Source organism: Hydrogenophaga sp. RWCD_12, from assembly GCF_046604225.1.
Classification (GTDB): Bacteria; Pseudomonadota; Gammaproteobacteria; order Burkholderiales; family Burkholderiaceae_C; genus Hydrogenophaga.
The window spans coordinates 15,565-39,877 of the sequence record NZ_JBKIXC010000002.1 but is presented as its reverse complement, the minus strand read 5'-3'; the positions used below and the strand labels follow the sequence as shown (position 1 = coordinate 39,877).

The 24,313-nt window shown below is 68.4% G+C and carries 21 protein-coding genes and 1 tRNA gene; 4 read left to right on the top strand and 18 right to left on the bottom strand.

Going from position 1 to position 24,313, the window contains the following annotated elements:
* Positions 1 to 3 precede the first annotated feature (3 nt).
* The 7 genes from ACLIJ1_RS07190 to peaA all read right to left on the bottom strand — a co-directional run bounded on the left by ACLIJ1_RS07190 (position 4) and on the right by peaA (position 6,840).
* A complete protein-coding gene (locus ACLIJ1_RS07190; RefSeq protein ID WP_411364829.1) occupies positions 4 to 804 on the bottom strand; it encodes a DUF1269 domain-containing protein in 801 nt (266 codons plus the stop codon).
* Between the two features lie 30 nt (positions 805 to 834).
* Positions 835 to 1,521: a PRC-barrel domain-containing protein gene (locus ACLIJ1_RS07185; RefSeq protein WP_411364828.1), complete on the bottom strand. Its 687-nt coding sequence runs from the start codon at positions 1,519 to 1,521 to the stop codon at positions 835 to 837.
* Positions 1,522 to 1,660: 139 nt separating this feature from the next.
* Positions 1,661 to 2,221, bottom strand: coding sequence for a histidine phosphatase family protein (locus ACLIJ1_RS07180; RefSeq protein ID WP_411364827.1), 561 nt, complete (start codon positions 2,219 to 2,221; stop codon positions 1,661 to 1,663).
* Between the two features lie 107 nt (positions 2,222 to 2,328).
* Positions 2,329 to 3,456 carry a quinohemoprotein amine dehydrogenase subunit beta gene (gene peaD, locus ACLIJ1_RS07175; protein ID WP_411364826.1) on the bottom strand — a complete coding sequence of 376 codons (1,128 nt, stop codon included), beginning with the start codon at positions 3,454 to 3,456 and terminating at the stop codon, positions 2,329 to 2,331.
* Positions 3,457 to 3,473: 17 nt separating this feature from the next.
* Positions 3,474 to 3,794 carry a quinohemoprotein amine dehydrogenase subunit gamma gene (gene qhpC / locus ACLIJ1_RS07170; protein ID WP_411364825.1) on the bottom strand — a complete coding sequence of 107 codons (321 nt, stop codon included), beginning with the start codon at positions 3,792 to 3,794 and terminating at the stop codon, positions 3,474 to 3,476.
* A 1-nt stretch (position 3,795) separates the two neighbouring features.
* The gene (gene peaB / locus ACLIJ1_RS07165; protein WP_411364824.1) at positions 3,796 to 5,226 is read right to left on the bottom strand and encodes a quinohemoprotein amine dehydrogenase maturation protein; all 1,431 of its coding nucleotides are present in this window, start codon (positions 5,224 to 5,226) and stop codon (positions 3,796 to 3,798) included.
* A gap of 24 nt (positions 5,227 to 5,250) precedes the next feature.
* Complete coding sequence (gene peaA / locus ACLIJ1_RS07160; RefSeq protein WP_411364823.1) at positions 5,251 to 6,840, bottom strand: quinohemoprotein amine dehydrogenase subunit alpha; 1,590 nt, start codon at positions 6,838 to 6,840, stop codon at positions 5,251 to 5,253.
* Between the two features lie 189 nt (positions 6,841 to 7,029).
* On the opposite strand from peaA, the gene ACLIJ1_RS07155 reads away from it, so the two are divergent.
* Entirely contained in the window at positions 7,030 to 8,025 is a 996-nt protein-coding gene (locus tag ACLIJ1_RS07155; RefSeq protein ID WP_411364822.1) for a helix-turn-helix domain-containing protein, read from the top strand.
* A 21-nt stretch (positions 8,026 to 8,046) separates the two neighbouring features.
* Here ACLIJ1_RS07155 and ACLIJ1_RS07150 read toward each other — a convergent pair whose 3' ends face one another.
* The 5 genes from ACLIJ1_RS07150 to ACLIJ1_RS07130 form a co-directional block, all read right to left on the bottom strand.
* Complete coding sequence (locus tag ACLIJ1_RS07150; RefSeq protein ID WP_411364821.1) at positions 8,047 to 9,387, bottom strand: FAD-dependent oxidoreductase; 1,341 nt, start codon at positions 9,385 to 9,387, stop codon at positions 8,047 to 8,049.
* A gap of 126 nt (positions 9,388 to 9,513) precedes the next feature.
* Positions 9,514 to 10,176, bottom strand: coding sequence for a S8 family serine peptidase (locus ACLIJ1_RS07145; RefSeq protein WP_411364820.1), 663 nt, complete (start codon positions 10,174 to 10,176; stop codon positions 9,514 to 9,516).
* A complete protein-coding gene (locus tag ACLIJ1_RS07140) occupies positions 10,169 to 11,917 on the bottom strand; it encodes an ABC transporter ATP-binding protein (protein ID WP_411364819.1) in 1,749 nt (582 codons plus the stop codon). The genes ACLIJ1_RS07145 and ACLIJ1_RS07140 overlap by 8 nt, the downstream gene beginning before the upstream one ends.
* 227 nt (positions 11,918 to 12,144) lie before the next feature.
* The gene (gene katG, locus ACLIJ1_RS07135; RefSeq protein ID WP_411364818.1) at positions 12,145 to 14,352 is read right to left on the bottom strand and encodes a catalase/peroxidase HPI; all 2,208 of its coding nucleotides are present in this window, start codon (positions 14,350 to 14,352) and stop codon (positions 12,145 to 12,147) included.
* A 251-nt stretch (positions 14,353 to 14,603) separates the two neighbouring features.
* Entirely contained in the window at positions 14,604 to 15,566 is a 963-nt protein-coding gene (locus ACLIJ1_RS07130) for an AEC family transporter (protein ID WP_411364817.1), read from the bottom strand.
* Between the two features lie 88 nt (positions 15,567 to 15,654).
* Here ACLIJ1_RS07130 and ACLIJ1_RS07125 point away from each other — a divergent pair, with 88 nt between their 5' ends.
* From ACLIJ1_RS07125 to ACLIJ1_RS07115, 3 genes are read left to right on the top strand one after another with little or no spacing between them, the layout of a single operon-like run.
* Entirely contained in the window at positions 15,655 to 16,995 is a 1,341-nt protein-coding gene (locus ACLIJ1_RS07125; protein WP_411364816.1) for a fused MFS/spermidine synthase, read from the top strand.
* Between the two features lie 58 nt (positions 16,996 to 17,053).
* Positions 17,054 to 19,126, top strand: a complete 2,073-nt coding sequence (locus tag ACLIJ1_RS07120) for an ATP-dependent helicase (protein ID WP_411364815.1) — start codon at positions 17,054 to 17,056, stop codon at positions 19,124 to 19,126.
* Complete coding sequence (locus ACLIJ1_RS07115; protein WP_411364814.1) at positions 19,123 to 19,608, top strand: hypothetical protein; 486 nt, start codon at positions 19,123 to 19,125, stop codon at positions 19,606 to 19,608. Before ACLIJ1_RS07120 ends, ACLIJ1_RS07115 begins: the two co-directional genes overlap by 4 nt.
* A gap of 63 nt (positions 19,609 to 19,671) precedes the next feature.
* Here ACLIJ1_RS07115 and ACLIJ1_RS07110 read toward each other — a convergent pair whose 3' ends face one another.
* The 6 genes from ACLIJ1_RS07110 to ACLIJ1_RS07085 form a co-directional block, all read right to left on the bottom strand.
* Complete coding sequence (locus tag ACLIJ1_RS07110; RefSeq protein WP_411364813.1) at positions 19,672 to 20,070, bottom strand: hypothetical protein; 399 nt, start codon at positions 20,068 to 20,070, stop codon at positions 19,672 to 19,674.
* Entirely contained in the window at positions 20,060 to 20,485 is a 426-nt protein-coding gene (locus ACLIJ1_RS07105; RefSeq protein ID WP_411364812.1) for a YkgJ family cysteine cluster protein, read from the bottom strand. The genes ACLIJ1_RS07110 and ACLIJ1_RS07105 overlap by 11 nt, the downstream gene beginning before the upstream one ends.
* Before the next feature lie 60 nt (positions 20,486 to 20,545).
* Positions 20,546 to 20,621 (bottom strand) — tRNA-Phe (locus ACLIJ1_RS07100).
* A gap of 39 nt (positions 20,622 to 20,660) precedes the next feature.
* Positions 20,661 to 21,356, bottom strand: a complete 696-nt coding sequence (locus ACLIJ1_RS07095) for a response regulator (protein ID WP_411364811.1) — start codon at positions 21,354 to 21,356, stop codon at positions 20,661 to 20,663.
* A gap of 30 nt (positions 21,357 to 21,386) precedes the next feature.
* Positions 21,387 to 23,657, bottom strand: a complete 2,271-nt coding sequence (locus tag ACLIJ1_RS07090; RefSeq protein WP_411364810.1) for an ATP-binding protein — start codon at positions 23,655 to 23,657, stop codon at positions 21,387 to 21,389.
* Positions 23,657 to 24,259, bottom strand: a complete 603-nt coding sequence (locus ACLIJ1_RS07085; protein WP_411364809.1) for a DUF4390 domain-containing protein — start codon at positions 24,257 to 24,259, stop codon at positions 23,657 to 23,659. Before ACLIJ1_RS07085 ends, ACLIJ1_RS07090 begins: the two co-directional genes overlap by 1 nt.
* Between the last annotated feature and the right edge of the window lie 54 nt (positions 24,260 to 24,313).

The window sequence follows — 24,313 nt, the reverse complement described above, 5'->3', positions numbered from 1 at the left end:
CCGTCAGGCGCTCAGCGCTTCCTTGGTCAGGCTCCAGGCGTGCGAGAGCTTGGCGCCGCGCGCGTGGTAGCCGCTCTTGACCCGCTTCACGCGGCTCTCGATGCGGTCATGCACGTCGCTGCGGGCGTCGTTCATCTGGGCCTTGAGCGAGTCGGCCTTGGCGTCGGCCTCGCCCTTGATCATCTCGACCTGCTGCTGGGCCCGGTGCACCGCCGCGCCGAGGCTGACGCTTGCGGCTTCCAACTTGATGTGCAGGCGCAGCTTGACCGTGTCGCTGGCGTGGGCCGATTCGGCTTCCAGATCCCGGATCTCCGCCTTGAACGCCTCGATGTCGTGGTCGAACTGCGCCTCGACGGCCTCGCTGCGCGAGCGGCGGAACACGGTGCCACCCGTGGCTTCCATGGCGGTGTCGACCGGCGTCACCCATTCTTCGTCGACCTCGGCGATCAGTGCCACCTTGCCGGGCTTGAGCTGGCGCTCGGCTTCTTCGACGAAGTCCAGACCCACGCCAGCGACCCAGTAGTCGCGCACCGAGCCGGCCACCGCGCCGGTCGAGGCGCCGATCAGCATGCCCAGCGGGCCGCCGAGCAGGCCGATCAGGCTGCCCACCGCCAGCCCCAGACCGGCGCCGGCGTTGCTGTGATCGAGCGAAGACTTGACGCTGACCAGGCCCGAGGCGTCCTTGGCGATGACGCCGGTGGCGTAGAGCGTGATGTCGCCTTCGCTGTGCAGGCGCCGCAGCGCGTGCAGGCCGGCGTCGGCCGCGACTTCGGAATCAAAAATGGCAACGAGCATCTTGTTCATGGGGTGTCCTGTCGGTAAGAAGTTGGCGGTTCAGCCGGCGGCCGAATCGATCGACTTGCGCAGCCGTGCGGTGGCGGCGCTCACGCCGGCTTCGAACTCTCTCCAGCGGTTCAGCCCCGATTGCTTGAGTTCGGTCAGCTTGCCTTCGGCCGACTTCACGTCCAGCCGCAGCGTGGTGATCTGCAGGTCGAGCGCGGCCTTGGTGTCGGTGGCGGCCGTGCCGGCTTTCTTTTCCAGATCGGTCACGCGGGCCTTGCCGTGCGCGATGTCGGTCTCGGCGGCGCTCACGAACTGGTCGCGCCGCGTGGTGTCGCTGGCGTAGACAAAGGCGGGCATCGCCTTGAGCTGGACCTTGGTGGCGCCGGGCATGACCAGCTTGCCGGCCCGGTCTTCGATCTGCGTCACCGGCACGGCCACATCGTGCTGGCCGATGCCGACGAAGCCGCCCGCGCCCACGATCACATACGAGAGCTTGCGGTCGGGCGAGATGATCAGGTCTTCGACCTTGCCGACCTTGTCACCCTGTTCGTTGTAGATCAGCTTGCCCAGCAGCGTCTCCTTGACGCTCCAGCCCATGGCCAGTTGGGTCGACTCGACCACGCTGACGCCAACCGTGGTGCTGCCGCCGGCCACCTGCGACCAGGCGGGATGGGCGCCGCACAGGGTGGCGGCGACGATGAAGGCGGCCGCGCGGGCCGTCGAAGTGCGTGAAGTCATGGAGCAAGTCCTCGGTGTGAAGCCCACGGCCGGAACAACCCGGCGTGCAGCGAAACATAGTTTTAGGACTTGCCGGAGGTGCCGTCTGTTCGCAAGCGCACAGGCCCGTACCGCGCCGCAGCAGGCGCCACCCGAGGACTCAGGGCAGCTGGCGTGTGAGCAGGCTGCCGTTGGGAATGCGCGGCGCGGTGAAGAAGTCGGCCGGGTTCACCCCATCGATGAGGAAGCGCAGGCAGCGCACCACGAAGCCGTGCGAAACCAACAACACGGTGCGTCCCTCGTGCTGTTCGCGCAGGCGCTGCAGGCCGCGCGCCACGCGGTCAACCACCGCGCGCGTGGACTCGGCGCCGGGCGGCTCTTCGTCCCAGCGGTAGGCCGCCGGGCGGGCGATCAGTTCGGGAAATTGCACAGCGGCTTCGGCCTCGGTCAGGCCCTCGAAGACACCGAAGTCGCGCTCACGGAAGTCGGCGTCGAAGCTCACCGGCAGGCCCCACCGCTGCGCCGCCGGTTCGGCGGTCTGGCGCGCGCGCTGCATCGGCGAGGCGACGATGGCATCGATGCCGGCCGGCAGGTCGCGCGCGAGCTGCCGCGCCTGCGCCTGGCCGGTCGCGTTGAGCGGGAGATCGAGCCTGCCCTGCCAGCGCTCGTCGATGTTGAGGTCGGTCTGGCCGTGGCGGGCCACCAGCAGGGTGAAGGGCATGGGTCCGGTGCCGGGGCACAAAAAAAGGGGTGTGCCGGCGAGCCTACCGGACACACCCCAGCCCTGATGCGCCGGGAACCCGGCACGCACACCTTGTCAGGACACGCTCAGCGCGTGAAGGTCTGCGGCGAGGCCGCCCCCATGTCGCCACCCGGCAGCGCGATCGTCGTCACCGGCTTGAGCTCGGCGGCGTCGTAGACCGTCAGATTGTTCCAGGTGCCGCCCAGGTACACCTTGCTGCCTTCGCGGTTCATCGACACCGTGTAGTGCGAGTACGGGATCTCGGCCGCCTTGAGCAGCTTCTTCTGCTTGATGTCGTACTTGGCCAGCCGGTTGAGCACGCCGAACATCAGGTTCGGATCCTTGGGCGAGCGGGTTCCGGTGAAGTAGATCTCGGTGAACGGCGCGAAGTCGCGGGTCTCGGTCTTGCCGGTCTTGAGGTTGACGTTGAAGTAGCCGTAGAGGAACTCGGCGTTGGCCATGTCGCCGTCCTTGCCCTTGAACTTCGCCGTCGTGTAGAGGATGGTGAAGTCGTCGTTGGCGTTCTTCATCGGCCAGACGCTGAGCACGTCCGGCGGCGCGAAGTGCGGCCGCTTCCAGTTTCGCGAAGGGATCGCGACCGTCTGCTTGCCGGTCACGGGATCGAACTTGTAGATGTCCGGGCCGACCATGTAGAGCGAACCGTCGTGGCCGGTGGCCATCACGGTCACCTGCCGCGGCGCGGGCAGGGTGCGCAGCGGTTTGGCGCCCTCGCCGGCCTTCGCGTCGTACACGGCCAGCCGCGGCTCGCCGATGCGGTAATGGTCGCTGTGCAGCGTGGTCGGGGTCTGGATCACGTAGAGCTGCTTGCTGTCGTTGCTGACCGAGAGGGCAAACAGCGCCTTGGCGCGTTCTTCCGGCTTCTGCGCCATCTTTGCGTGGAAGACGACCTGGCAGGTGTCGAGCGCGATGCCGTGCACTTCGTCGAAGTGGTTGGTCACGAGGTAGGCGGTGGTCTTGTCGGGCGACATGACCATGGTGCCGGGCGCGACCGATCCGGGGACGGCGCAGCTCTTGTAGAGCGCGTCGGCCTTGAGGTCGACCACGTGCAGGTTGTCGGGGTTGCTGGCAACGACGAGGTATTCGTCGCCCGGGACCAGCGGCTTGTCGGCGTTGAGCGGCGCGGCCTGCACGGCGGCGGGTGCGAGGGCGGCCAGCGCGAGCGCGCACCACCCGGGGGCAAAGCTGTTTTTCATGCGGATTCTCCGGGCGGTCAGTCGTTGGGGAAGACGGAGCCGAGGTTGCGCCAGTCGTCCTTGGTGCTGGCGGCCTTCTTGTTCCAGTCCGGGTAGGTGTTCATGGTGTCCGGCACCTGGGCCGGCCACCAGCAGGGGTCGGCGCAGCCGTAGAGGTCGGCCTCCATCGGCTGGCACAGCGAGGCGACGCCGCCGAAGGCGTCGACTTCCCAGCCGGGGTCGAAGGTGCTGGCGCATCCGACGACGCTGGACATCGCGACGACGTCCTCGACCTTGTTCTGCTCGGCCGCCTGGTCCAGCAGCTGGGCCTTCTGGTTGATGGCTTGGAGGTGTTTCATGTCAGTGCACCTTTCGGGGGGAGATGAAGCGGTCGATGAAGGAAGGGTTCTTGGCCATGATTTCGCTGTAGACGCCGATGCCGAAGTCGACCCAGTCCCGCATCAGGTTGCAGTAGTGGTAGGTCGGGTGGATCGGGTCCTGGTAGCGGGCGTAGCTCTCGTGGTAGCAGCCACCGGCGCAGAAGTTGCGGATGCGGCAGGTCTCGCAACCGGTGCCGCTGCGGTCCAGCCGCTGGTCGAGGAACGCGCCCAGGGCCTCTTTCTCGATGCCGGTCTTGACGTCGCCGAAGGTCGGCAGCGAGGAGCCGGTGAAGCGGTGGCAGAGGTTGAGTCCGCCCTCGTGGTCCACCGCCAGCATCTTCAGCCCCGCGCCGCAGGGCAGCGCCTTGCGCTGGCCTTCGTGCAGGTCGGTGATGAGCTGGTGCAGGTTGGAGAAGCCAGTGGTGCGGCCCTGCAGCGCTTCACTCAGGTAGCGCTCGCCCAGCCGCTTGAAGCCGGCGAAGACCTCGTGCAGCTCGTCCACCGAGAGGTTGAAGGTGTCGATGTCGCCCGAGGTCACGGGTGCGAAACCGACCTCCGCAAACCCCATCTCGTTGAACAGGTGGTCCCAGATGCGCTCGACCTCGGTGGTACCGTGCGTCAGCGTGACGCGGGCGCCGACGGGCCGCGCGTGGTAGCGGGCCAGCAGCTTGCGCGCCTTGTCGCTGACGGTGCGGTAGGTGCCCTTGCCGCCCACGGTGCGCCGGTTGCGGTCGTGGATCGCTTCGGGTCCGTCCATGCTGATCGAGAGGCCGAAGTGGTGCGCGTCCAGCCAGTCGACGATCTCGTCGGTCAGCAGCGTGGCGTTGGTGGTCATCACGAAATCCACCTGCTTGCCCAGCTGGGCGAAGCGGGCCTCGCAGTAGTCCACCACCGCGCGGATCAGCTTGAGGTTGGACAGCGGCTCGCCACCGAAGAAGACCACGCTGAAGCGCTTCTCGTTGGGCGACTCGGCCAGCATCAGCTCGATCGACTGCTGCGCGGTCTCCAGCGACATGCGCCGGCCCTTGTCGGGCGTGTCGAGGTCTTCCTTGTAGCAGTAGGTGCAGCTGAGGTTGCAGCCGGTGTTGACGTTCAGCACCACGGTGTTGATCGCCAGGTTGCCCACGGTCGTGACCGGTTTGGCGGCGGGCACGGGGCGACCGTCGCTCAGCAGGTCCAGCGTCAGCAGTTCGCCGACGGTCTCGCGCAGGTCCTGCTCGTCGAACCGGCCGCGCAGTTGCTGCACCAGCTGATCGGCAGAGAGGGACTCGGCGCGTACCCGCTCCAGCACGGTGTCGGTCATCTCGTCGATGCCGTACAGCGCGTTGGTCGGGATGTGCAGCATCATGGTGCGCTCGCCCACCCGCACCTTGTGCAGGTTGTGGTCGCGCAATGTCAGGGTTTCACTCATGTCGTGCTCCTTGGGGTGTGCACATCAGGGCAGCGGCGGGTTGTTCCAGCGCTGCACGGTGACGATGAAGTGGCCCTTGCCGGTCAGCGTCTTCTTGCCCTCGGTCACCGTCGCCACCGCGTTGAGGTTGCCGGCGTTGTTGGTGCTCATGCGGCGTTTCGGGTTGGGGCCGGCGGCGCCGGGCACGAACACCCCCGTGTCGGCGTTCATGGTGCCGGCGAACTCGACGTCCTTCTCGGCCTTGGCGGTGTCGTCGAAGGGTTCGACCGACCACTTGGCCGGCACCACCCCGATGGCCCAGTCGTCTTTGGTGCCCTGCTTACCGTCGCGGCCGGCGGAGTGGGCGATGGCCTCGAAACGGCCCTGGACCACCGGGGTCGAACCGCCGTTGCCGCCGATGCGGCCGATGGCGTAGTCGGGGGTGACCTTCACGTAGTCGATGCGGTCGTACACCGCCAGCTTCGCGGACGCGGCGCCGACCTGGACCGGCTGCATGCCCGTGGCCGCGGACTTCGATGCCATGACCTTGACCACCAGCTGCTGCGCATCGCGCGAGACGGTCTCGACCAGCTTCAGACCCTTGGGCAGCTTCACGTCGCCATCGAGCCCGGTGCCCACCACGCGCAGCGTGGCGGTCTCGCCGGCGCGGATGTGGGCCGGCTGCAGCGCCAGCACCGCGCTGCCCGCGCCCTGCCTCGCAGCGCTGAGGTCGCCACCAACCTCGTCCTGTTCGCGCTCGAAGAAGCGGCCGCTGGCGCGGTCACCGTCGAGGGCCAGCACCTGGCGCATCTTCACGCCGCCGATGTCGAGATCGGCGCGCCACTCGTAGCCGGTGTAGACCAGTGCGGAGCCGCTGCCCTTCAAGGCGCTGCCGTCGGCCCAGGCGCCATCGATGCTCACGGCGTAGCGATCGGCCGCCTCGCCGGCCTTGACCTCCATCACGCCAGCGTAGTCGCCCTTGCCGGGCCAGTGACCGGCCACGGTCCAGCGACCCACCGGGCTCACCGGTGCCCTGGCTTTCCAGTCGGTCCAGGCCTTGGACTCGTAGGGGAAGTTCTTGGTCAGGAACGGCACCATCTCCTTGAAGGCGATGTTGACCCAGTCGCGGTCGCGGCCCAGGGCCTGGTACTCGATGGTCGGGAACTGGCCAACGTGGAAATGCACCAGGTTGTCCCACTCGGCCATCGGCCGCCGCTGCAGCATCACGCGCGCACCGGAATGGCAACGCGCGCACATCTGGGTGAACTGTTCGGTCTTGAGGCTTTCGACCGTGTTGAGCCGCCGCTCCATCGCATAGCGCGCGGGCTGCGATTCCGAAGGGGCCAGGCCCTGCGTATCGGCGAGGTACTTCACCACCGTCTTCACCTCGTCGGGCGAGAGGTCGGCCTTGTGCACGATGCGCATGCGCGTGAGCGTCATGAGCCAGCCTTCGGGCGTCTTGCGCTGCTGCAGGCGGTTGACCTGCTCACCGCTTTTCGTGTGGCAGGTGACGCACTTGGTGTTGATGATGTCCTGCGCCGACAGCGTGGCGGCTCCCGCGGCCGGCACTGCTGCCGTCCATGCGAGCGCCGCGCACACTGGCGCCAGCGACCTGAGTGTCTGCATCCATTTCATGGGGTTCTCTCCTCGACAAATGACCTGCGCCATGGCGGCGTGAATTCATGCTAGGGGGATTCCCGATGGCGCCGTATCCACTTTTGGCAAACGCTTGAGCCTCTGCCGAACGGCATGTTTTTTGCACCGCACAACAAGCACGCACCACGAGCGTGCAGAGCAACATCTCCCACGAGCGAGGGGCGTTCCATGAACCGATTCCTAGGACAGGCGGCACTGCCACGACCGGCCGGCGAGACCGTGAGCATCCGCGTGAACAACACGCACGACGCCGACGAGCAGGCGGCCTGTCTGACCGACTGGGGGCAGTGCTACGAGCAGATGAGCAGCGGGGCCTTCGACGGGCGCTTCGAGTCTTACTGCTTCGATGGCGTCGAGCTGTTCCGCGAAGAGACCAACCAGGTGGTGCAGCAGTACGGCCAGCCGCAACCGGGCACGATGACGATGGCCGCGCTGCTCGATGCCGGCGACGGTGGCCGCTTCTGCGGCGCGCCGGTCACCAGCGACCACCACTTCTTCCTGCGCGGCGGCAAGGAGTTCCACTTCCGCACGCCGCAGCGCGTGACCCTGGCCGCGGTCACCGTGGACATGGAGCGCTTTGGCGCCTACTGCCAGCGCGTGGGCGAGCTGCCACCGCCCGGCGCCTGCGTGGACAACGGCCTGATCCGCAAGCACCCGCAGGACGAACTGGCGAGCATGCTGGCCAGCCTGATGCTCAGCATCCGTCACTCACCCGACATGCTGCGCCACGCCACCATGCGCCGCTGTCTGGAAGAAGGCCTGTTCAGCACCCTGCTCAACCTCTGCGCACCGACCGAGCGCGACGGCAAGGACCTGACCGCCAACACGCGGCAGTATGTGGTGAACAAGGCGCGCGACTACATGCGCGAACACGTCGACGAACCGATCACCGTGAGCGAGCTGTGCGCCCACATCCGCGTCTCCCGGCGCACGCTGCAGTACTCGTTCCAGGACGTGCTGGGCACGAACCCGGCGCGCTACCTGCGCAACATGCGCCTGAACGGCGCGCGGCGCGCGATCCGGCGCCAGACCGACGAGCGCGCACCGGTGGCCGACATCGCGGCGCGCTGGGGCTTCTGGCACCCCTCGCGGTTTTCGGCCGAGTACCGGTCGCTGTTCGGCGAACTGCCTTCGGCCACGCTCAAGGCCGCGGTGAAGCACTGAGCCAAAGACCGGTGCGCCGGCTCAAAGCCAGCCCTGCGCCCGCATCCATCGCAGCATCGCCTGCGCCCGCGCGTGCGCCCCACCCATGAGCGGCGTCAGCGCTTCGACCTCTTGCCCCGGCGCGGCCTGTACCGCGCGCCACAGCGGCGCCACCGCCACACCGTCAACGTGCCACACCCCCAGCAGCTGTTCGTCGGTCACCACCACCTCGGCCAGGCGGATGCGGTCGCGGTCGACCACCGGCCGCGCCTCGATGCGCGGCGCGGCGGCGCCCGCTGTGCCGTGCGCGGGCAGGCTGTCCGGCCAGGCGCGGCGCGCGGCCCAGAAGGGTTCGTCGGCCCAGCGCTGCTCCTGCACGTAGAAGTCGCGGCCGATGCGGGCGAAACGCTGGAACAGGCCATGCACCCGATCCTGGTGGAAACGCTTCGCATGCACGACATCGGCCGGGTGATTGAGCAGGGTGTGAATGACCATCGGCGCCTGCAGCGCGGACGAGAGCGACTGGAAGATGCCGTTGCCCGAGAGCGGGTCGGCCGCCATGGCCGCATCACCAACACGCAGCCAGTGGTTGCCGCACACCGTCGGCGCCAGCACCGCACCGCTGGTGCGCGCCAAGGCGTGCACCTCGTCGGCGGGGATATCCAGAAACGGCAAGGCCGCCCCGACCGATGCGAGCCGTTCGCGGATGAATGCCCCCAGTTGCGCGCGCGGTGGCAGCGTCAGCGCCGAAGGATCGACCGTCAGCTGCAACGCGACGCCACCGCCTGACAGGCGCGCGCACCAGGCCCAGCCGTCGCACAGGCTCTCGACCGCCGACGCCGCGTCACCGCCGGGGGCGCCCTGCCCGCGCCAGAGCAGCGCCACCGTCTCCGGTCCGCGCGCAACGCCGGCCGACACATGCGGCGCCAGGCGCCCGCGCGCCTCGACCACAAAATGCGCCCGCAAGGTCAGCGACCGTTCGTCACCCGTGCGCTGGACTTGCAGGACGTGGGCGTCGTCTTGCGGCTGCCAGCGCAGCACCCGCGCCGCCAGGCATTCGATGCCGTGGTCCTGCAACTCCTGCCACAACAGGCGGTCGAAGGCGGCGCGATCGACCAGCCGTTCGCTGTTGAGCGCGGTGGTCTGGCCGGCCCAGGTGGCGCGGCGCGGCGACGGCGCCTCGATGGCCGCCAGCGCGGCATGGATGCCCACGCCCTGCAGGCCCGCCACCACGCGGTCGGAGACGCCCTCGATTGCGTCGAAGGCGCGCGGCACGCCGATCACGGTCACCGCATGCCCCAGCCGCCGCAGGCCCAGCGCCACGGCGGCGCCGGCCGGACCGCCGCCCAGGACCACGATGCTGCGTTCGAGCGGCGGGTTCACTGGAAAACCCTCCGTGCTGCGCACTGCGGGGCTGAGCGCCTTGGGAGCGGCCCGGCGGCGTTCACCGGATGACCCTCCGCGCTGCGCATTGCAGGGCTGAGCGCCTTGGGAGCGGCCCGGCGGCGCTCATGCACTGCGCCGCTCCGGGCCGTGGAAGGCCGCGCTGTCGATCAGCGCCTGCCAGATGGTGGCGCGGTCGTGCGCCACGCCTTGCGCCAGCAGCGCCGCCACGCGACCGCTCAGATGGGCGCAGCCCAGGCTCGCGCCCGCGTGCGCCCGGTCGCCATCGGGCGGCAGCACGCAGGCGCCGAAGTCGGCGTGCGGCAGCAGCAGTGCGGAATGCTGGCCCGGCGCACAGCGCGCGTCGCCCATGACGCGCAAGACGCCCTGGTAGGCCGCGGGAAACACCGGCTCGCCGCGCGCGGGCGTGGACGCCACCAGCAGGCAGCCGCGCGCCTGCGCGCGTTCGCAGGCGGCGCGCAGCGGCGCGTGGTCCTGCCGCACACCGAGGCTCAGGTTGATGAGCGCCACCCCCTGGTCGGCCAGCCAGTCGACCGCCCGCGCGACGGACACGCCGTCGGTGCGCAACGCGGAGCCGAACACCTGGGCCACAGCGAAGCGCGCGGACGGCGCGAGCTGGGCCATCGCCTGCAGCGTCCGCGTGCCGTGGCCGATGCGGTCCTGCGCGTCGCCACCCTCGACCACCAGACTGAGCGCCGCGTCCACCCGGTCCCGCAGCGCCAGCGACCAGCCGCTGTCCACCACCCCCACCCGCACCGGTTCAGCCATGCGCCACCTCCGCCGGCCTGGCCCCCGCTGCCGCGCGCACCGCGATGCGCCCGTCCGACAAATGCAGGTGCAGCGAACAGCCCGCCCAGGCGCTGGGCCGGTGGCTGACCACGAGGCGCGTGCGGCCCGCGAAGCAGGTATCGATCTGCGCCAGGATCTGCGCCTCCATCGCTTCGTCCACGGCCGAGGTGGCTTCGTCCAGGATCAGCACCGCCGGGTTCTGCAGCAGCGCGCGCGCAATCGCGATGCGCTGGCGCTGCCCACCCGAAAGCGTCTGGCCGCGTTCGCCCACGGTGGTGTGCAGGCCGTCGGGCAGGGAGGCGATCCAGTCCGAGAGGCCGGCGCGCTGCGCCGCCTGCGCCACCGCCACCTCGTCGGCATCTGGGCAGGCGTAGCTCAGGTTTTCCAGCAGCGGCGCCCGGAACAGCACGATGTCCTGGCTGACCACCGCAACCACGCGGCGCAGATCGGCCAGCGCGAGGTCCCGCAGGTCGATGCCGTCGAGCGTGACCATTCCGGCCTGCGGGTCGTGGTGGCGCAGCAGCAGGTCGATCAATGTGCTCTTGCCCGCGCCCGAGGCGCCGGTCAGCGCCACACATTGGCCGGCCGGAATCACCGCGCTCACACCGGCCAGCACCGGTCCGTCGCTGCCAGGGTGGGCGAACACCACGCCGTCCAGCCGCAGTTCGCCATGCAGCGGCGCGGGCAGTGGCCGCGGCTCGGCCGGGTCGCTCACCGCCACAGGCTCGTCGCGCAACTCGGCCACGCGGTCCAGGCTCACGCGCACCTTCTGCAGCCCCACGTACCAGCCCAGCAGGCTGTTGACCGGCCCGCTGGCCATGCCCAGGTAGGTCGAGAAGGCGACCAGCGAACCCAGCGCCCACTGCCCGTCGATGACCCAGGCGCCGCCGACCAGGAAGGCCAGCGCGCGCGTCCATGCGGTCAGCTGGCCGGGCACGGCGTGGGTCGCGAACTCCAGCACCTGCAGCCGCAGCAGCGACGACAGGTAGGCGCCGTGCAGACCGTCCAGCCGCCGTGCCTCGCGCGCCTCCTGCCGGCTGGCCTGCACGAACTTGAGCGCGGGCAGCACCTCGACAAAGAAGCTCGACACGTCGCCCGAGCGCTCGCGCAGCGTGCGCGTGCCGTCGGCCACGCGCGGGCGCATGCGGCGCAGCCACCACCATTCCAGCGGCAGCAGCAGCGCCACGACCAGGGAGAGCTTCCACGACAGCCACAGCATCCAGCCCACCGCGCCGACCAGGCCCAGCAGGTTGGACCAGAGCGCGAACAGGCTGTCGACCGCAAAGCGCTGGATCTCGGCCACATCGCCATCCAGCCGCGACATCACGTCGCCCGTGCGCCGCCGCGCCCAGAACGCGGGCGAGAGCCGCTGCAGGTGCGCGAACACGTCGTGCCGCAGGTCGAACAGCACCGCCGCCGACAGCTGGGTGTGGCGGTAGCGGTTGAAGCCTGCGAGCAGCGTGGCCGCCAGGCCGGCGACCAGCATGGCCAGCGCCGTGGTCCACAGCACCGTCTGGTTGCGCGCGATCAGGCCGTCGTCGATCAGGCGTTTGACCAGCAGCGGCTGCAACAGCACCAGCGCCGACGAAAGGACGGAGAGCCCCAGCACCACCGCCATGGCGCGCCTGCGCGGCCGCACGAAACCGAACAGCCACGCCCAGTGGCGGCGCTCTCTTTCCGGGCGCCGCCGTGCCAGCAGCGGAGCAAGCAGGCCGAACATGAGGACATGGTGGCACAGGACATTCGATGCACCAAAGCAGGTGTCGCGGCCAGACCGCAAGCTGCACCGATTGCCAAAAACGGCTACCCGGAACGAAAAACTCCCTCCAAAAAAGAGGGGAAGTTTTCAAGGACACCCGAGGAACCGGCTCCGCCGGGCCTCAGGGTGCGTCCCCCTCCCGCCGCAGGCGAGAGAGGGGGAAGCAGCGTCCGCCGCGCAGGGGGTGCTTACAGCCCCATCACCTTGGCCCAGGCCGCGACGAAGTCCTTCACGAACTTCTTGCCGCCGTCGTTCTGCGCGTACACCTCGGCGATGGCGCGCAGCTGCGAGTTGGAGCCGAAGGCCAGGTCCACGCGGCTGGCGGTCCACTTCACGGCGCCGGTGGCGCGGTCGCGGCCTTCGTAGGCGCCATCCGTCGAGGGATTGCCGCTGGGCGTCCAGGCGGTGGACATGTCCACCAGGTTGGTGAAGAAGTCGTTGATCAGCTGACCCGGGCGCTGGGTGAAGACGCCGGCCTTCGTGCCGCCGTGGTTGGCGCCGAGCACGCGCAGACCTCCGACCAGGACCGTCATTTCCGGGGCACTCAAGGTGAGCAGCTGCGCCTTGTCGACCAGCATCTCTTCGGGCGAGACACGGTAGGCCGCCTTGCGGTAGTTGCGGAAGCCGTCGGCCTGCGGTTCGAGCACGGCGAACGACTCGGCGTCGGTCTGCTCGGCCGTGGCGTCGGTGCGGCCCGGCGTGAAGGGCACCTGCACCGCGTGGCCGGCGGCCTGGGCGGCGCTTTCCACACCGGCGTTGCCCGCCAGCACGATCAGGTCGGCCAGCGAGACCTGCTTGCCACTGGTGGCGCCAGCGTTGAAGGTCTTCTGAATGCCTTCGAGCACGGCCAGCACCTTGGCCAGCTGGGCCGGCTGGTTCACTTCCCAGTCTTTCTGCGGGGCCAGGCGGACGCGGGCACCGTTGCTGCCGCCGCGCCGGTCGCTGCCACGGTAGGTGGAAGCCGAGGCCCAGGCGGTGGACACCAGTTCGCTCACCGAGAGGCCGCTGGCGAGGATGCGCGCCTTGAGTTCCTTCGCGTCGGCGGCGTCGATCAGCGGATGCGTGACCGGCGGCACCGGGTCCTGCCAGATCAGGTCTTCGGCCGGCACTTCGGGGCCAAGGTAGAGCGACTTCGGCCCCATGTCGCGATGGGTCAGCTTGAACCAGGCGCGGGCGAAGGCGTCGGCGAACTTGTCCGGGTGGGCTAGGTAATCGCGCGAGATCTTCTCGTAGGCCGGGTCAAACTTGAGCGAGAGATCGGCCGTGGTCATCATCGGCGCGTGCTTCTTCGACGGGTCGTGCGCGTCGGGGATCATGTCCTCGGGCGCCACGTCCTTGGCGCGCCACTGGTGGGCACCCGACGGGCTCCTGACCAGTTCCCAGTCGTACTTGAACAGCACGGTGAAGTAGCCCATGTCCCAGGTCGTGGGGTTGGGTTTCCAGGCGCCTTCGATGCCGCTGGTGGTGGTGTCGCCGCCCTTGCCGCTGCCGTGCTGGTTGATCCAGCCAAAGCCCATGGCTTCCATCGGCGCGGCTTCGGGTTCGGGACCGACCAGTTTGGGGTCGCCGGCGCCGTGTGCCTTGCCGAAGGTGTGGCCGCCGGCGATCAGCGCCACGGTTTCTTCGTCGTTCATGGCCATGCGGGCGAAGGTCTCGCGCACGTCGCGGCCTGAGGCGACCGGGTCGGGCTTGCCGTCCGGGCCTTCGGGGTTCACATAGATAAGGCCCATCTGCACCGCGGCCAGCGGGTTCTCCAGATCCCTTTCGCCGCTGTAGCGGCTGTCGGCCTTGTCGCTGGTGGCCAGCCACTCTTTTTCAGCGCCCCAGTAGATGTCTTCTTCCGGCGCCCAGATGTCCTGGCGGCCGCCGCCGAAGCCGAAGGTCTTGAAACCCATCGACTCCATGGCGACGTTGCCGGCGAGGACGAACAGGTCGGCCCAGGAGATGGCGTTGCCGTACTTCTGCTTGATCGGCCAGAGCAGGCGGCGGGCCTTGTCGAGGTTGCCGTTGTCGGGCCAGCTGTTGAGCGGAGCAAAGCGCTGGTTGCCAGTGCTGGCGCCGCCGCGACCGTCGGCTGTGCGGTAGGTGCCGGCCGAATGCCAGGCCATGCGTATGAACAGGCCGCCATAGTGGCCCCAGTCGGCCGGCCACCAGGGCTGGCTGTCGGTCATGAGCGCAGCCAGGTCGGCCTTGAGGGCGGCGTAGTCCAGCGTGCCGAAGTCGTGGGCGTAGTCGAAGTCCGGGTCCATCGGGCTGGACGCGGGACTGTGCTGGTGGAGGATGGCCAGGTTCAGCTGGTTGGGCCACCAGTCGGCGTTGGAACGGGTGCCGTGCGTGGCGCGGGCGCCGCCGGCGGCGTGGAACGGACACTTGGCTTCGGATGCGGGGTTGCTCATGGTGATCTCCTGTTGGGGCGGTGAACCGGGACGGAATCGGAACTTAGAAAGTGGCGGCCAGGGCGGCGAGCACATCCATCCAGCTGTTGTGGACGTTGCGGGCGGGGGGTGTCGGCGTCATGACGGGCTCCTTGGTGGGTGGGAGCCATGACTTTAGGATTTGACTATAGATATGTCGATTCAATTGATTGAATCGATGAAATAGCCAATGCCAATGCCTGCCGCAACCGCAGCGTTGGACGGGTCAGGGATCAGGTCAGCAACGAAACGGCGGCCGAAAACGTGACGAAGGCCGCCACGGTGGTCACCAGGATGATGCGGGCGATGCGCCCGTTGTCCGCGCCCAGGCGCTCGGCCAGCAGCGAGACGTTGCTGGCACTGGGCAGGGCCGCGACCAGCACCACGATGGTCAGCGCGTCACCGTCCAGTGGCACGCCCAGCTGCCGCGCCGCCGTGCCCACCACCAGGATCAGCAGCGGGTGCAACAGCAGCTTCATCAACGCCACCGGCAGGTAGTCGCTCACCGGCATCGGGTGGCTGGACTGGATCTGCGAGCGCGCCAGCACCGCGCCGATGGTGAACAGCGCCACCGGTGAGGCCGCATCGGCCAGCAGCCAGGCCGTTTTCTCGACCGGGCCGGGCAGGCGGAACTGCCAGTAGGACGCCAGCGCCCCGCCCAGAATAGCCCATGGCATGGGATTGGCCGCCACGCCCTTGAGCGCTTTCTTGCCGGCGTCGAGCATCGCATCACGGCCGTGGCCCTCGCCTTCGTCCAGCCGCGACAGCGCCACGCACAGCGAACTGGTGATCAGCATGTCCACCAGCATGGTCAGGATGGCCGGCCCTGCCGCGCGCTGCCCGAGCAATGCCACCAGCAGCGGCACGCCCATGAAGCCCGAGTTCGGAAACGCCGCCACCAGTGCACCCAGCGACGCGTCGTTCCAGCGGATGCGCTCGTTCATGGTCATCGCGATGGCAAACGCCACCATGACCAGACCGCACAGCAGGTAAACGCCGACCACCGAAAGGTCCAGCAACTGCGCGATCGGCGTCGTCGACCCGAAGCGGTACAGCATGCAGGGCAGCGCAAAGAACAGCACGAAACCGTTGAGCCCCGGGATCGCCTCCAGCGGCAACATGCGCCGGTGCGCGGCGACATAACCCGCCGCCACAAGCGCAAAGAAGGGGAAGGTGACGAGCAGGATGTTCAGCACAGCGGGGGATTGTCTCAGGGTGGCGCGGCCGCCCTCTGACAAGTCGGGCACACTCAATGACAGAACAACATTCGCGTCCGCTGTCACCGTGCTGATTTACCTGATCGTCTTCATCGAAGGCTTCTGTTCACTGGGCGCAGAGGTCATCGCGCTGCGGCGGCTCGTGCCCCACGTGGGCAGTTCCATCGTCGTCACCGCCCCCACCATCGGCTTCTTTCTGCTCGCGCTGGCCATCGGTTACGCCACCGGGGGCAAGGTGGTGGACGGGCACCTGCCCCGGGTGGCCCGCAACTTCCTGCTGGCCGGAGTGATCGCCGGGGTTGGGTTGGCTGGTCCGACGGTGAATGTCCTGTTCACACACCTGCAGCCCGCCTTGATGGCCTATCTCGTGTTTGTCGGCGCCGTACTCTGCCCGATCGCCTGGCTGCTGGGCCAGACCGTGCCCATCCTGAGCAACCTGATGAAACACAGTCACGTGGGTCAGGCCAGCGGCCTGGCACTGTACTGGTCGACCTTGGGGTCCTTCCTCGGATCGCTCTCTCTGTCGGTGCTGGTGATGCAATGGTTCGGCGTCTCGGTCGCTGTGGCCAGTTGTGCCCTGGGATTGCTGGCGGGCGCTCTGATCCTGCAGCACCGGCGATGGCTTCACGCACTGGCTCCACTGGCTGCCGCTGCGCTGGTCCTCTGGGCCAACCACACGCCCATCGCCGCAGCAGACACCGCCTATGCCGACTACCAGGTCAGACCACTGGACCTGCCGGGCCAGATCCAGCCCCGGCTGTTCATGTCCAACGGCTCCCGCTCCTCACAGGTCGACGACAGCACCCCGCCCAACACCCACCGCTACATCCGCGCACTGCGGCAGACCCTGCTGGACGAACTCCAGCTGCGCGACAAGGACATCCTCGTCCTCGGCGCCGGCGGCTTCACCCTGTCGCACCAGGAACCACTGAACCGCTACACGTACGTCGACATCGACCCCTCGATCCGGTCCATCGCCGAACAGCATTTCCTGCGCGGCCCGGTGCACGGCGAGTTCATCGCCGAGGACGCCCGCCACTTTGTCTCGACCACCGAGCGGCGCTTCGACGCCGTGGTGGTCGACGTCTACAGCGACCGGGCGGCCATTCCGAGCCACCTGGTCACCCGGGAGTTCTGGCAAGCCTCCCGCCGCGTGATGCGCCCCAATGGGGTGCTGATGGCCAACCTGATCCTGGACAGCAGGCTGGCCTCCCCCTACGCACGCCACGTGCTCGACACCGTCGAAAGCGTCTATGGCCGTTGCGGCACCGAGGTGTTGCAGAAAGCCCAGGCGAACGCCAACGTGATCGTCACCTGCCACGCCGGCGGGCAACCCGCCGCCCGCGGCATCTACACCGACGAACGCAACCCGGCCGACCTGGAGAAATACGGCCTGCGCATGCCCTGAGGGCTGCCCTGTTGCTCCCGTATCATTCGCCGCTTCGCCCCCCGCCTTCCCCGCCTCCATGTCGTCCTCCGCCGGTCCCGGCCTCAACCTTGCGCAGCTGGATGCGGTGAACCACCTGGGCGGTCCCTGCCTGGTGCTGGCCGGTGCCGGTTCGGGCAAGACGCGGGTGATCACGCACAAGATCGGACGCCTGATCCAGGCCGGTCTGGCGGCCGACCGCATCGCCGCCATCACCTTCACCAACAAGGCCGCCGCCGAGATGCGCGAGCGCGCCGCCCAGCTGGTCGGGCGCGATGCGCGCAAGGTGCTGATCTGCACCTTCCACGCGCTGGGCGTGCGCCTGCTGCGCGAGGACGGACAGGTACTGGGCCTCAAGCAGCAGTTTTCCATCCTCGACACCGACGACATCACCAGCCTGCTCAAGGACTGCGGCGGCACCACCGACGCCAACACCGCACGCGGCTGGCAGTGGGCCATCAGCAGCTGGAAGAGTGCGGGCCTCACCTCGGCCGAGGCCTTGAAGCTGGCCAAGGACGAGAACGAGCGTGTTACGGCCACCATCATGGCGCGCTACGAAGAGCGCCTGACGGCCTACCAGAGCGTGGACTTCGACGACCTGATCAGCCTGCCGCTCAAGCTGCTCGGGCAGCACGAAGAAGTGCGCGAGAAGTGGCAGAAGAAGCTCGGCCACGTGCTGGTCGACGAATACCAGGACACCAACGCCACGCAGTACGAGCTGCTCAAGCTGCTGGTGGGCGAGCGTGCGCGCTTCACCGCGGTGGGCGACGACGACCAGTCGATCTACGGCTGGCGCGGCGCCACGCTGGACAACCTCAAGAAGCTGCCAATCGATTTCCCGCAGCTGCGCGTGATCAAGCTGGAGCAGAACTACCGCTCGACCAGCGCTATCCTGCGCGCGGCCAACAACGTCATCGGCCCCAACCCCAAGCTGTTCCCCAAGACCCTGTGGAGCGACCTCGGCGAGGGCGAGCCGGTGCGCGTGGTGGACGCCGACAACGAAGAGCACGAAGCCGAGCGCGCGGTGGCGCGCATCCAGAGCCTGCGCGCGAACTCCCAGCACAAGGAGTGGCGCGACTTCGCCATCCTCTACCGCGCCAACCACATGGCACGCTCGTTCGAGCAGTCGCTGCGCCGCGCCAACATTCCCTACAAAGTCTCGGGCGGCCAGAGTTTTTTCGACAAGGCCGAGATCCGAGACCTCTGCGCCTGGCTGCGCCTTCTGGTCAACAACAACGACGACCCGGCGTTCCTGCGTTCGGCGACCACGCCCAAGCGCGGCATCGGCCACACCACGCTGGGCCAGCTGGGCACCTTTGCCACGCAGTACAAGCTCAGCCTGTTCGACGCCCTGTTCTCGCACTCGCTGCCCAGCGCAGTCAACAGCCGCGCCATCCACACGCTGCACGAGTTCGGCCGCGCGGTGAACGACCTCGAATACCGCGCTCGCCACACCATCGGCCATGAAGCCGCACGCACCTTCCTGACCGACTGGCTTAAGGACATCGCCTACGAGCAGCACCTGTACGACAGCGAAGAGAACGAGAAGATCGCGGCCGCGCGCTGGACCAACGTGATGGACTTCTGCGACTGGGTCGCCGGACGCTGCGGCGGCAAGATGGAAGACGACGGCGGCGTGCAGGTGGAGACCGAACGCAAGTCGCTGCTGGAAGTCGTGCAGACCATCGCGCTGATTTCCACCCTGTCCGACCGCGAGCAGGACCAGAATGTGGTCACGCTCTCGACGCTACACGCTTCCAAGGGACTGGAGTGGCCACACGTGACGCTGGTCGGCGTGAACGAAGGCCTGCTGCCGTTCAAGACCGACGACGCCGACAGCGACCTCAGCGCCGATCTGCTGGCGCTGCGCGTGCAGGAAGAACGGCGCCTGATGTATGTGGGCATCACGCGCGCGCAACGCACGCTGGCGGTGAGCTGGCTCAAGCGCCGCAAGAAGGGCCGCGAAAGCGTGCCCGGCACACCCAGCCGCTTCATCAAGGAAATGGCGCTGGACCAGGCCACCGTGAAAGAAGACCCGCGCGAGAAGCTGCGCGCGCTGCGGGCCGAGTTTGCGCAACGCGTCGCCAACGCCCCCAAGCCGGAGGCACCATGAAACCGCTGGCCCTGGTCCTTGCCCTGACCCTTCCGTTCGTGCTCGCACCGACCGCCGGTGCGCAGACGGCGACCACGCCACCGCCGTCGCCCCGGTGCCCGTCGGCCGACGACCTGACCCCGGCCGATCTGTTCGGCCTGTGGCAACTCAGCTTGTGGCCGGAAGGGGCCACGGAAGCCGAGCCCGCCTCCACCGGCGCAGTGATGTTCGGCCCGCACCCCGAGTACGCGGGCAGCGTGCGGGGGCGCCTGCGGCGCTCGGGACCCGGCGCCGATCTGGAGGCCGAAGTGTCCGGCGACGTGACCGACGGCGAGTTCAATCTTGACGAGTCGGGCGATGGCCGCACCATGGACGCGGTCTGGACCGGCCAGCCCACCGACTGCGGCCGGACCATCCGGGGTGTGCGCCGTCCGGCCGAGGGGCGCGACGCCGTCGGCCCGGCGCTGCAATTTCTGCTGCAGCGAAGCGCTGTGCGGCGCTGAGGCGCATTCATAGACCGCCATCGGACGGCGGCACCCAGAAGCTGCGACGCGCGGATCCAGCGCTCAGGGCCGCGCGTCCTCGATCCGCTCCGCACGGATCTCGCGGATGCGCTGGTCTTCGTAGTAGCCGCCGTATTCGGTGTAACGCAGGAACGGCCTCGCGCAGGCCTTGCAAGTCCAGACCTCGCAGCGGTTGTAGGGAAAGAAGGCCGGCGCAATCGGCGCATCGACCGACCAGCCGTGGGTGCCGCGCGGATGGTGTTCCAGGAGAGTGGACTCCTCGGCGTCTTCGCCGCGCAAAGTATCCACGCGCTGCAGCGTCGACAGATCGAACGTCGAGGGCACCGACTCCCAGCCTGGACACACCAGCGGCGCACAAGCCGCACATTCCGGGCGCCTCTCCACCGCCGCCAGCACCACCAGATCGGCGGCCGACAGCAGTGGCAAAGACTCAGCGCTCATGCAGAGGACCAGACCCCGCGGTGCGCTTGGCGCCATAAGGGCAGTGGTTCGGGCGCGGGCTGACCAGCGGGTGCTTGCGGCAGGTGTCGGGCCGCTGCTCGTACACCGTGCAGCGGCGCGTCTTGGCGTCCAGGAAATGGCAGTCGCCGCTGGCGCGCCGTGCGATCGTGAACACCTCGCGCTTGAAGTTGAAGTGGTCGATCAGCCCCGCCTTCTCCAGGCGTTTGGCAATCTGCTTGGGCGCTTCGTGCTCCACCTCGAACGGATCGACGAGGCCCAGCCGCACCAGATCGGGCAGCCGCACTTCGAGGGGCATGGTGCAGCAGTTGGCAACGCAGGAATCACACAGCCCAGCGCGGTAACGCGTCCAGGTTTCGGTGCGGTCAACGTCGACGATGTGGATCGAGGATCTCACGGCAGAGAGGCGGTGAAGCCACAAAGCAAAACGCCCAGCAGGGCTGGGCGTTTTGGGATTTGGTGGCCTGGGACGGAATCGAACCATCGACACGCGGATTTTCAATCCGCTGCTCTACCAACTGAGCTACCGGGCCAAGAGCTCTCGATTATAGCAGCAGTTTCTGCGCTGCGGATCAGAGTGCGTTGCGCTTGCTGCGGGCCAGGTCCACGCCCAGCTGCTTGAGCTTGCGGTAGAGGTGGGTGCGCTCCAGCCCGGTTTTTTCGGCCACGCGGGTCATCGAACCCGACTCCTTGGCGAGGTGGTATTCGAAGTAGGCCTTCTCGAACTCGTCTCGCGCTTCCCGCAGCGGACTGTCGAGGTTGAACGACTGCTGCGACTGCGGTCCGATGTCGAGCACCATCTCCGGCAGGGTGCCACCGGTCATGGCGGCCTCGACCGTCAGCTCGGCCGGCGCGATCGCCAGTCCACCCGGCTTCTGCGCCACGGGCGCGGCGGGCTTGAGGGCCGGCTTGTTCAGACCGACATCCACCGCCTTGAGCAGCTTCTGCAGCGTGATCGGTTTTTCGAGGAACGCCGTGGCGCCGATGCGTGTCGCTTCGACCGCCGTGTCGATGGTGGCGTGGCCACTCATCATGATCACCGGCATGGTCAGCAGACCGGTGCTGGCCCACTCCTTGAGCAGCGTCACGCCGTCGGTGTCGGGCATCCAGATGTCCAGCAGCACCAGATCCGGGCGCAACTGGGTGCGGACGCTTCGGGCCTGCGCGGCGTTTTCGGCCAGCTCGACCGTGTGTCCCTCATCGTTGAGGATTTCGGACAGCAGGTCGCGGATGCCCAGCTCGTCGTCTACCACCAGAATAGTTGCCATGGTGCGGTTCGGTTCCCTCGGAATATGTTGTCAATTCGCAACTGCGAATGATAACGACACTTGGGCCCCTGTCACCCGGTTCTCGCTGACGCGGTTGCTGATGTCGACGCGTCCGCCGTGCTCTTCCATGATCTTGCGCACCACGGCCAGGCCCAGCCCCGTGCCTTTGGACTTGGTGGTGACGTAAGGCTCGAAGGCGCGCTTGAGGATGTGTTCGGCAAAACCAGGCCCCTGGTCGATCACCGACAGCCGCACCCAGGGTCCGCTGTCGGCGCGGCGCGTGCGCAGCAGCACCGTCGCATCCGGCTGGCCGCCCATCGCGTCCTGCGCGTTCTGCACCAGGTTGTGCAGGATCTGGCGCACCTGTTGCGGGTCGGCCATGACGGGTGGCAAGTCGTCGGCCAGCTCGGTGCGCACCGGCACCGTGGCGTGGTCGTACAGCACCAGGATGTCCTTGATCAGCGCGTTGAGGTCGGTCGGCAGCATCTGCGCCGCCGGCAGCCGCGCGTAGTCGCGGAACTCGTTGACGAGCCGCTTCATCGCGTCGACCTGGTCGACGATGGTGCGCACCGACTTGTTGAGGATGGTCTGCTCGGCCGGCGGGACCTTGCCGTCAAGCTTCATCGCCAGCCGCTCGGCAGAGAGCTGGATCGGTGTCAGCGGGTTCTTGATCTCGTGCGCCAGACGGCGCGCGACGTCGCCCCAGGCCTGCGCCCGCTGCGCCGACACCATCTCCGACACATCGTCGAACACCAGCAGGCGTTCGTTGTTGGGCAGCAGCGCGCCGCGCGCGATCAGGGTGATGCCGTCGCTGTTCGGCGTACTGCCCGGCAGACCCAGCTCGAACGACTGCTGCCAGTGGCCGCCCTCGCGCGGCGTCTCGTCGGACAGGAACCGCTCGAACTCCTGCAGCACGCCAGCGCCGAAGGTTTCCAGACCTGGCACTTCGGGCAAAGCAAAACCCAGGTACAGGCCCAGCGGCTTGCGCAGGATGCGCGCGGCGCCTGGGTTGACGCTGCGCAGATGCCCCTGCTCGTCGAGCACGGCCACGCCAGCGGTGAGGTTGTCGAGGATGGTCTGCAGGTTGTCGCGCGCAGCGTCGACCTGCTGCATGCTGCGCTGCACGGCCGACCGCGCATCGGACAACTCCTGCGTCATGTTGGCAAAGGTGCGCGTCAGGCCCGCCAGCTCGTCCTTCGAGGTCAGCGCGGACTTGGGCGAGAGGTTGCCCTGCGCCACCTCGCGCATGCCCTCGGCCAGCACCAGCAGGGGACGCACCATCTGGTTGCCCAGCACCACTGCCAGCAGCACCGCGCCGAACACCGACAGGAACAGCGCCAGCGTCAGCGTGCCGATGTACATGCGCCGCAGGCCCTCGCGGCCGAGCGCCCGTTCCTGGTATTCGCGGTTGGCCACCTGCACCGCGAGCGCGTCGGTCACCAGCGCCGCGGGCAACGGCACCGTCACCTGCAGGTAGCGCGGCTCATCGTCCAGCCCGAAACCTGGGGCACTGACCAGGGCCAGCACCTTGATGCGCGCCTGCGCGGAGGCCGGGGCCGCGCTGGCGGCGTCGCCGGCCTCGGCACTCTCTTCCAGGCCTTCGATCTGAGCCACCACCCGGTTGGCCCGCACGGTGCGCAGCACCGCCAGCGGCGGCCGGTTGGGCGTGAAGTCAAAGCGCGATGCGCCGGCGGTGGCCAGCGCCTGCCCTGCCCCGCTCCAGAGAATGAGGTCGCTGGCGCCCAACTGGTTGCGCAGGCGCTCCATCGCCAGCACCGCCGACGAGTTGGGCATGCGCGCCAGCTCTTCGGCCGCCACGCGGGTCTTGCCGCTGACATCGGCGCTGAGTGTGTCCAGCGTCGTGCGCCCCAGGTTCAGGCCGGCGGCCAGTGCGGACTCCACGCGCACGTCGAACCAGCTCTCGATCGAGCGCGCCACGAACTGGTAGGACACCGCGTAGATCAGCACGCCGGGCAACACCCCGACCAGTCCGATGATCGCCGCCAGCTTGAGCAGCAGCCGGCTGCCGAAACGCCCCACGCGGTAGCGCATGAACAACCGCACCGCCAGCCAGACGATGATCAGCGCCAGCAGCACCGCCACCCCGACGTTAACCGCCGCCAGCCAGCCGAAGTTCTGTTCGTAGAACGCGCGGTTGCGGGTGGCCAGCGTAAGCAGGAACAGCAGCACCATGCCCAGCCCGGCCATGAAGACCAGCGCCACCACCAGGGCCCAGCGTCGCCGGCGGGCCGTTCGGTGGTCGGCGCGCGCGTCAGGACCGAGGTCGGTGGCGGCCGACATCAGCGCACCTCGGTCGCCATCGACGCGCCTTCCGGCTCATTGCGGGACGGCACTTCCAGCGAGCGCTGCACCTCGACGTCCCAGCCAGGCTGGTTGGCCATGCCGATCTGGAACGGCCGCGGCAGCAGCGACAGATCCAGCCGGAACCGCCACTGGGCGGTGTAGCGCACACCGTCCTCCAGCCGGCCCGGCTCGGCGATCGGCCAGCCGGCCACACGGCTCACACCCGCCAGTGCGTCGGCCAGGGTGTCGTGGTTCTGGTGCAGGGGGTACTGGATCCCGGCCACCGGCGTGCCGGGGCTGTCGGAGGAATAGCTGACTCGCCAGCGCCGCGTCAGTGGCTGGTAGGCCAGGCGCACGGTCCGGGTCGCCTGGCTGATGCGCTTGTCGGTCCAGTACCAGCGCTCGCGCATCACGTCGGCCTGCCAGACGAAGTAGATCGGCACGCCCTTGAGCAGGGCATCCTCCACCGCAGGGGACGGCTCCAGGCCCAGCCGGACCGAGAGCTGGGCTCCGTCACCCGTCCGCCGCAGGGTGCTCTGCAGCACCTCGGGCTCGCGCGCCAGGGCCGGAAACAGCGACAACGCGAGCAGCAGCCCCACCAGCCAGGCAGCCCAGGCGCGGACTGCATGGCGGACGGCTGCCCCGGGCGTCTT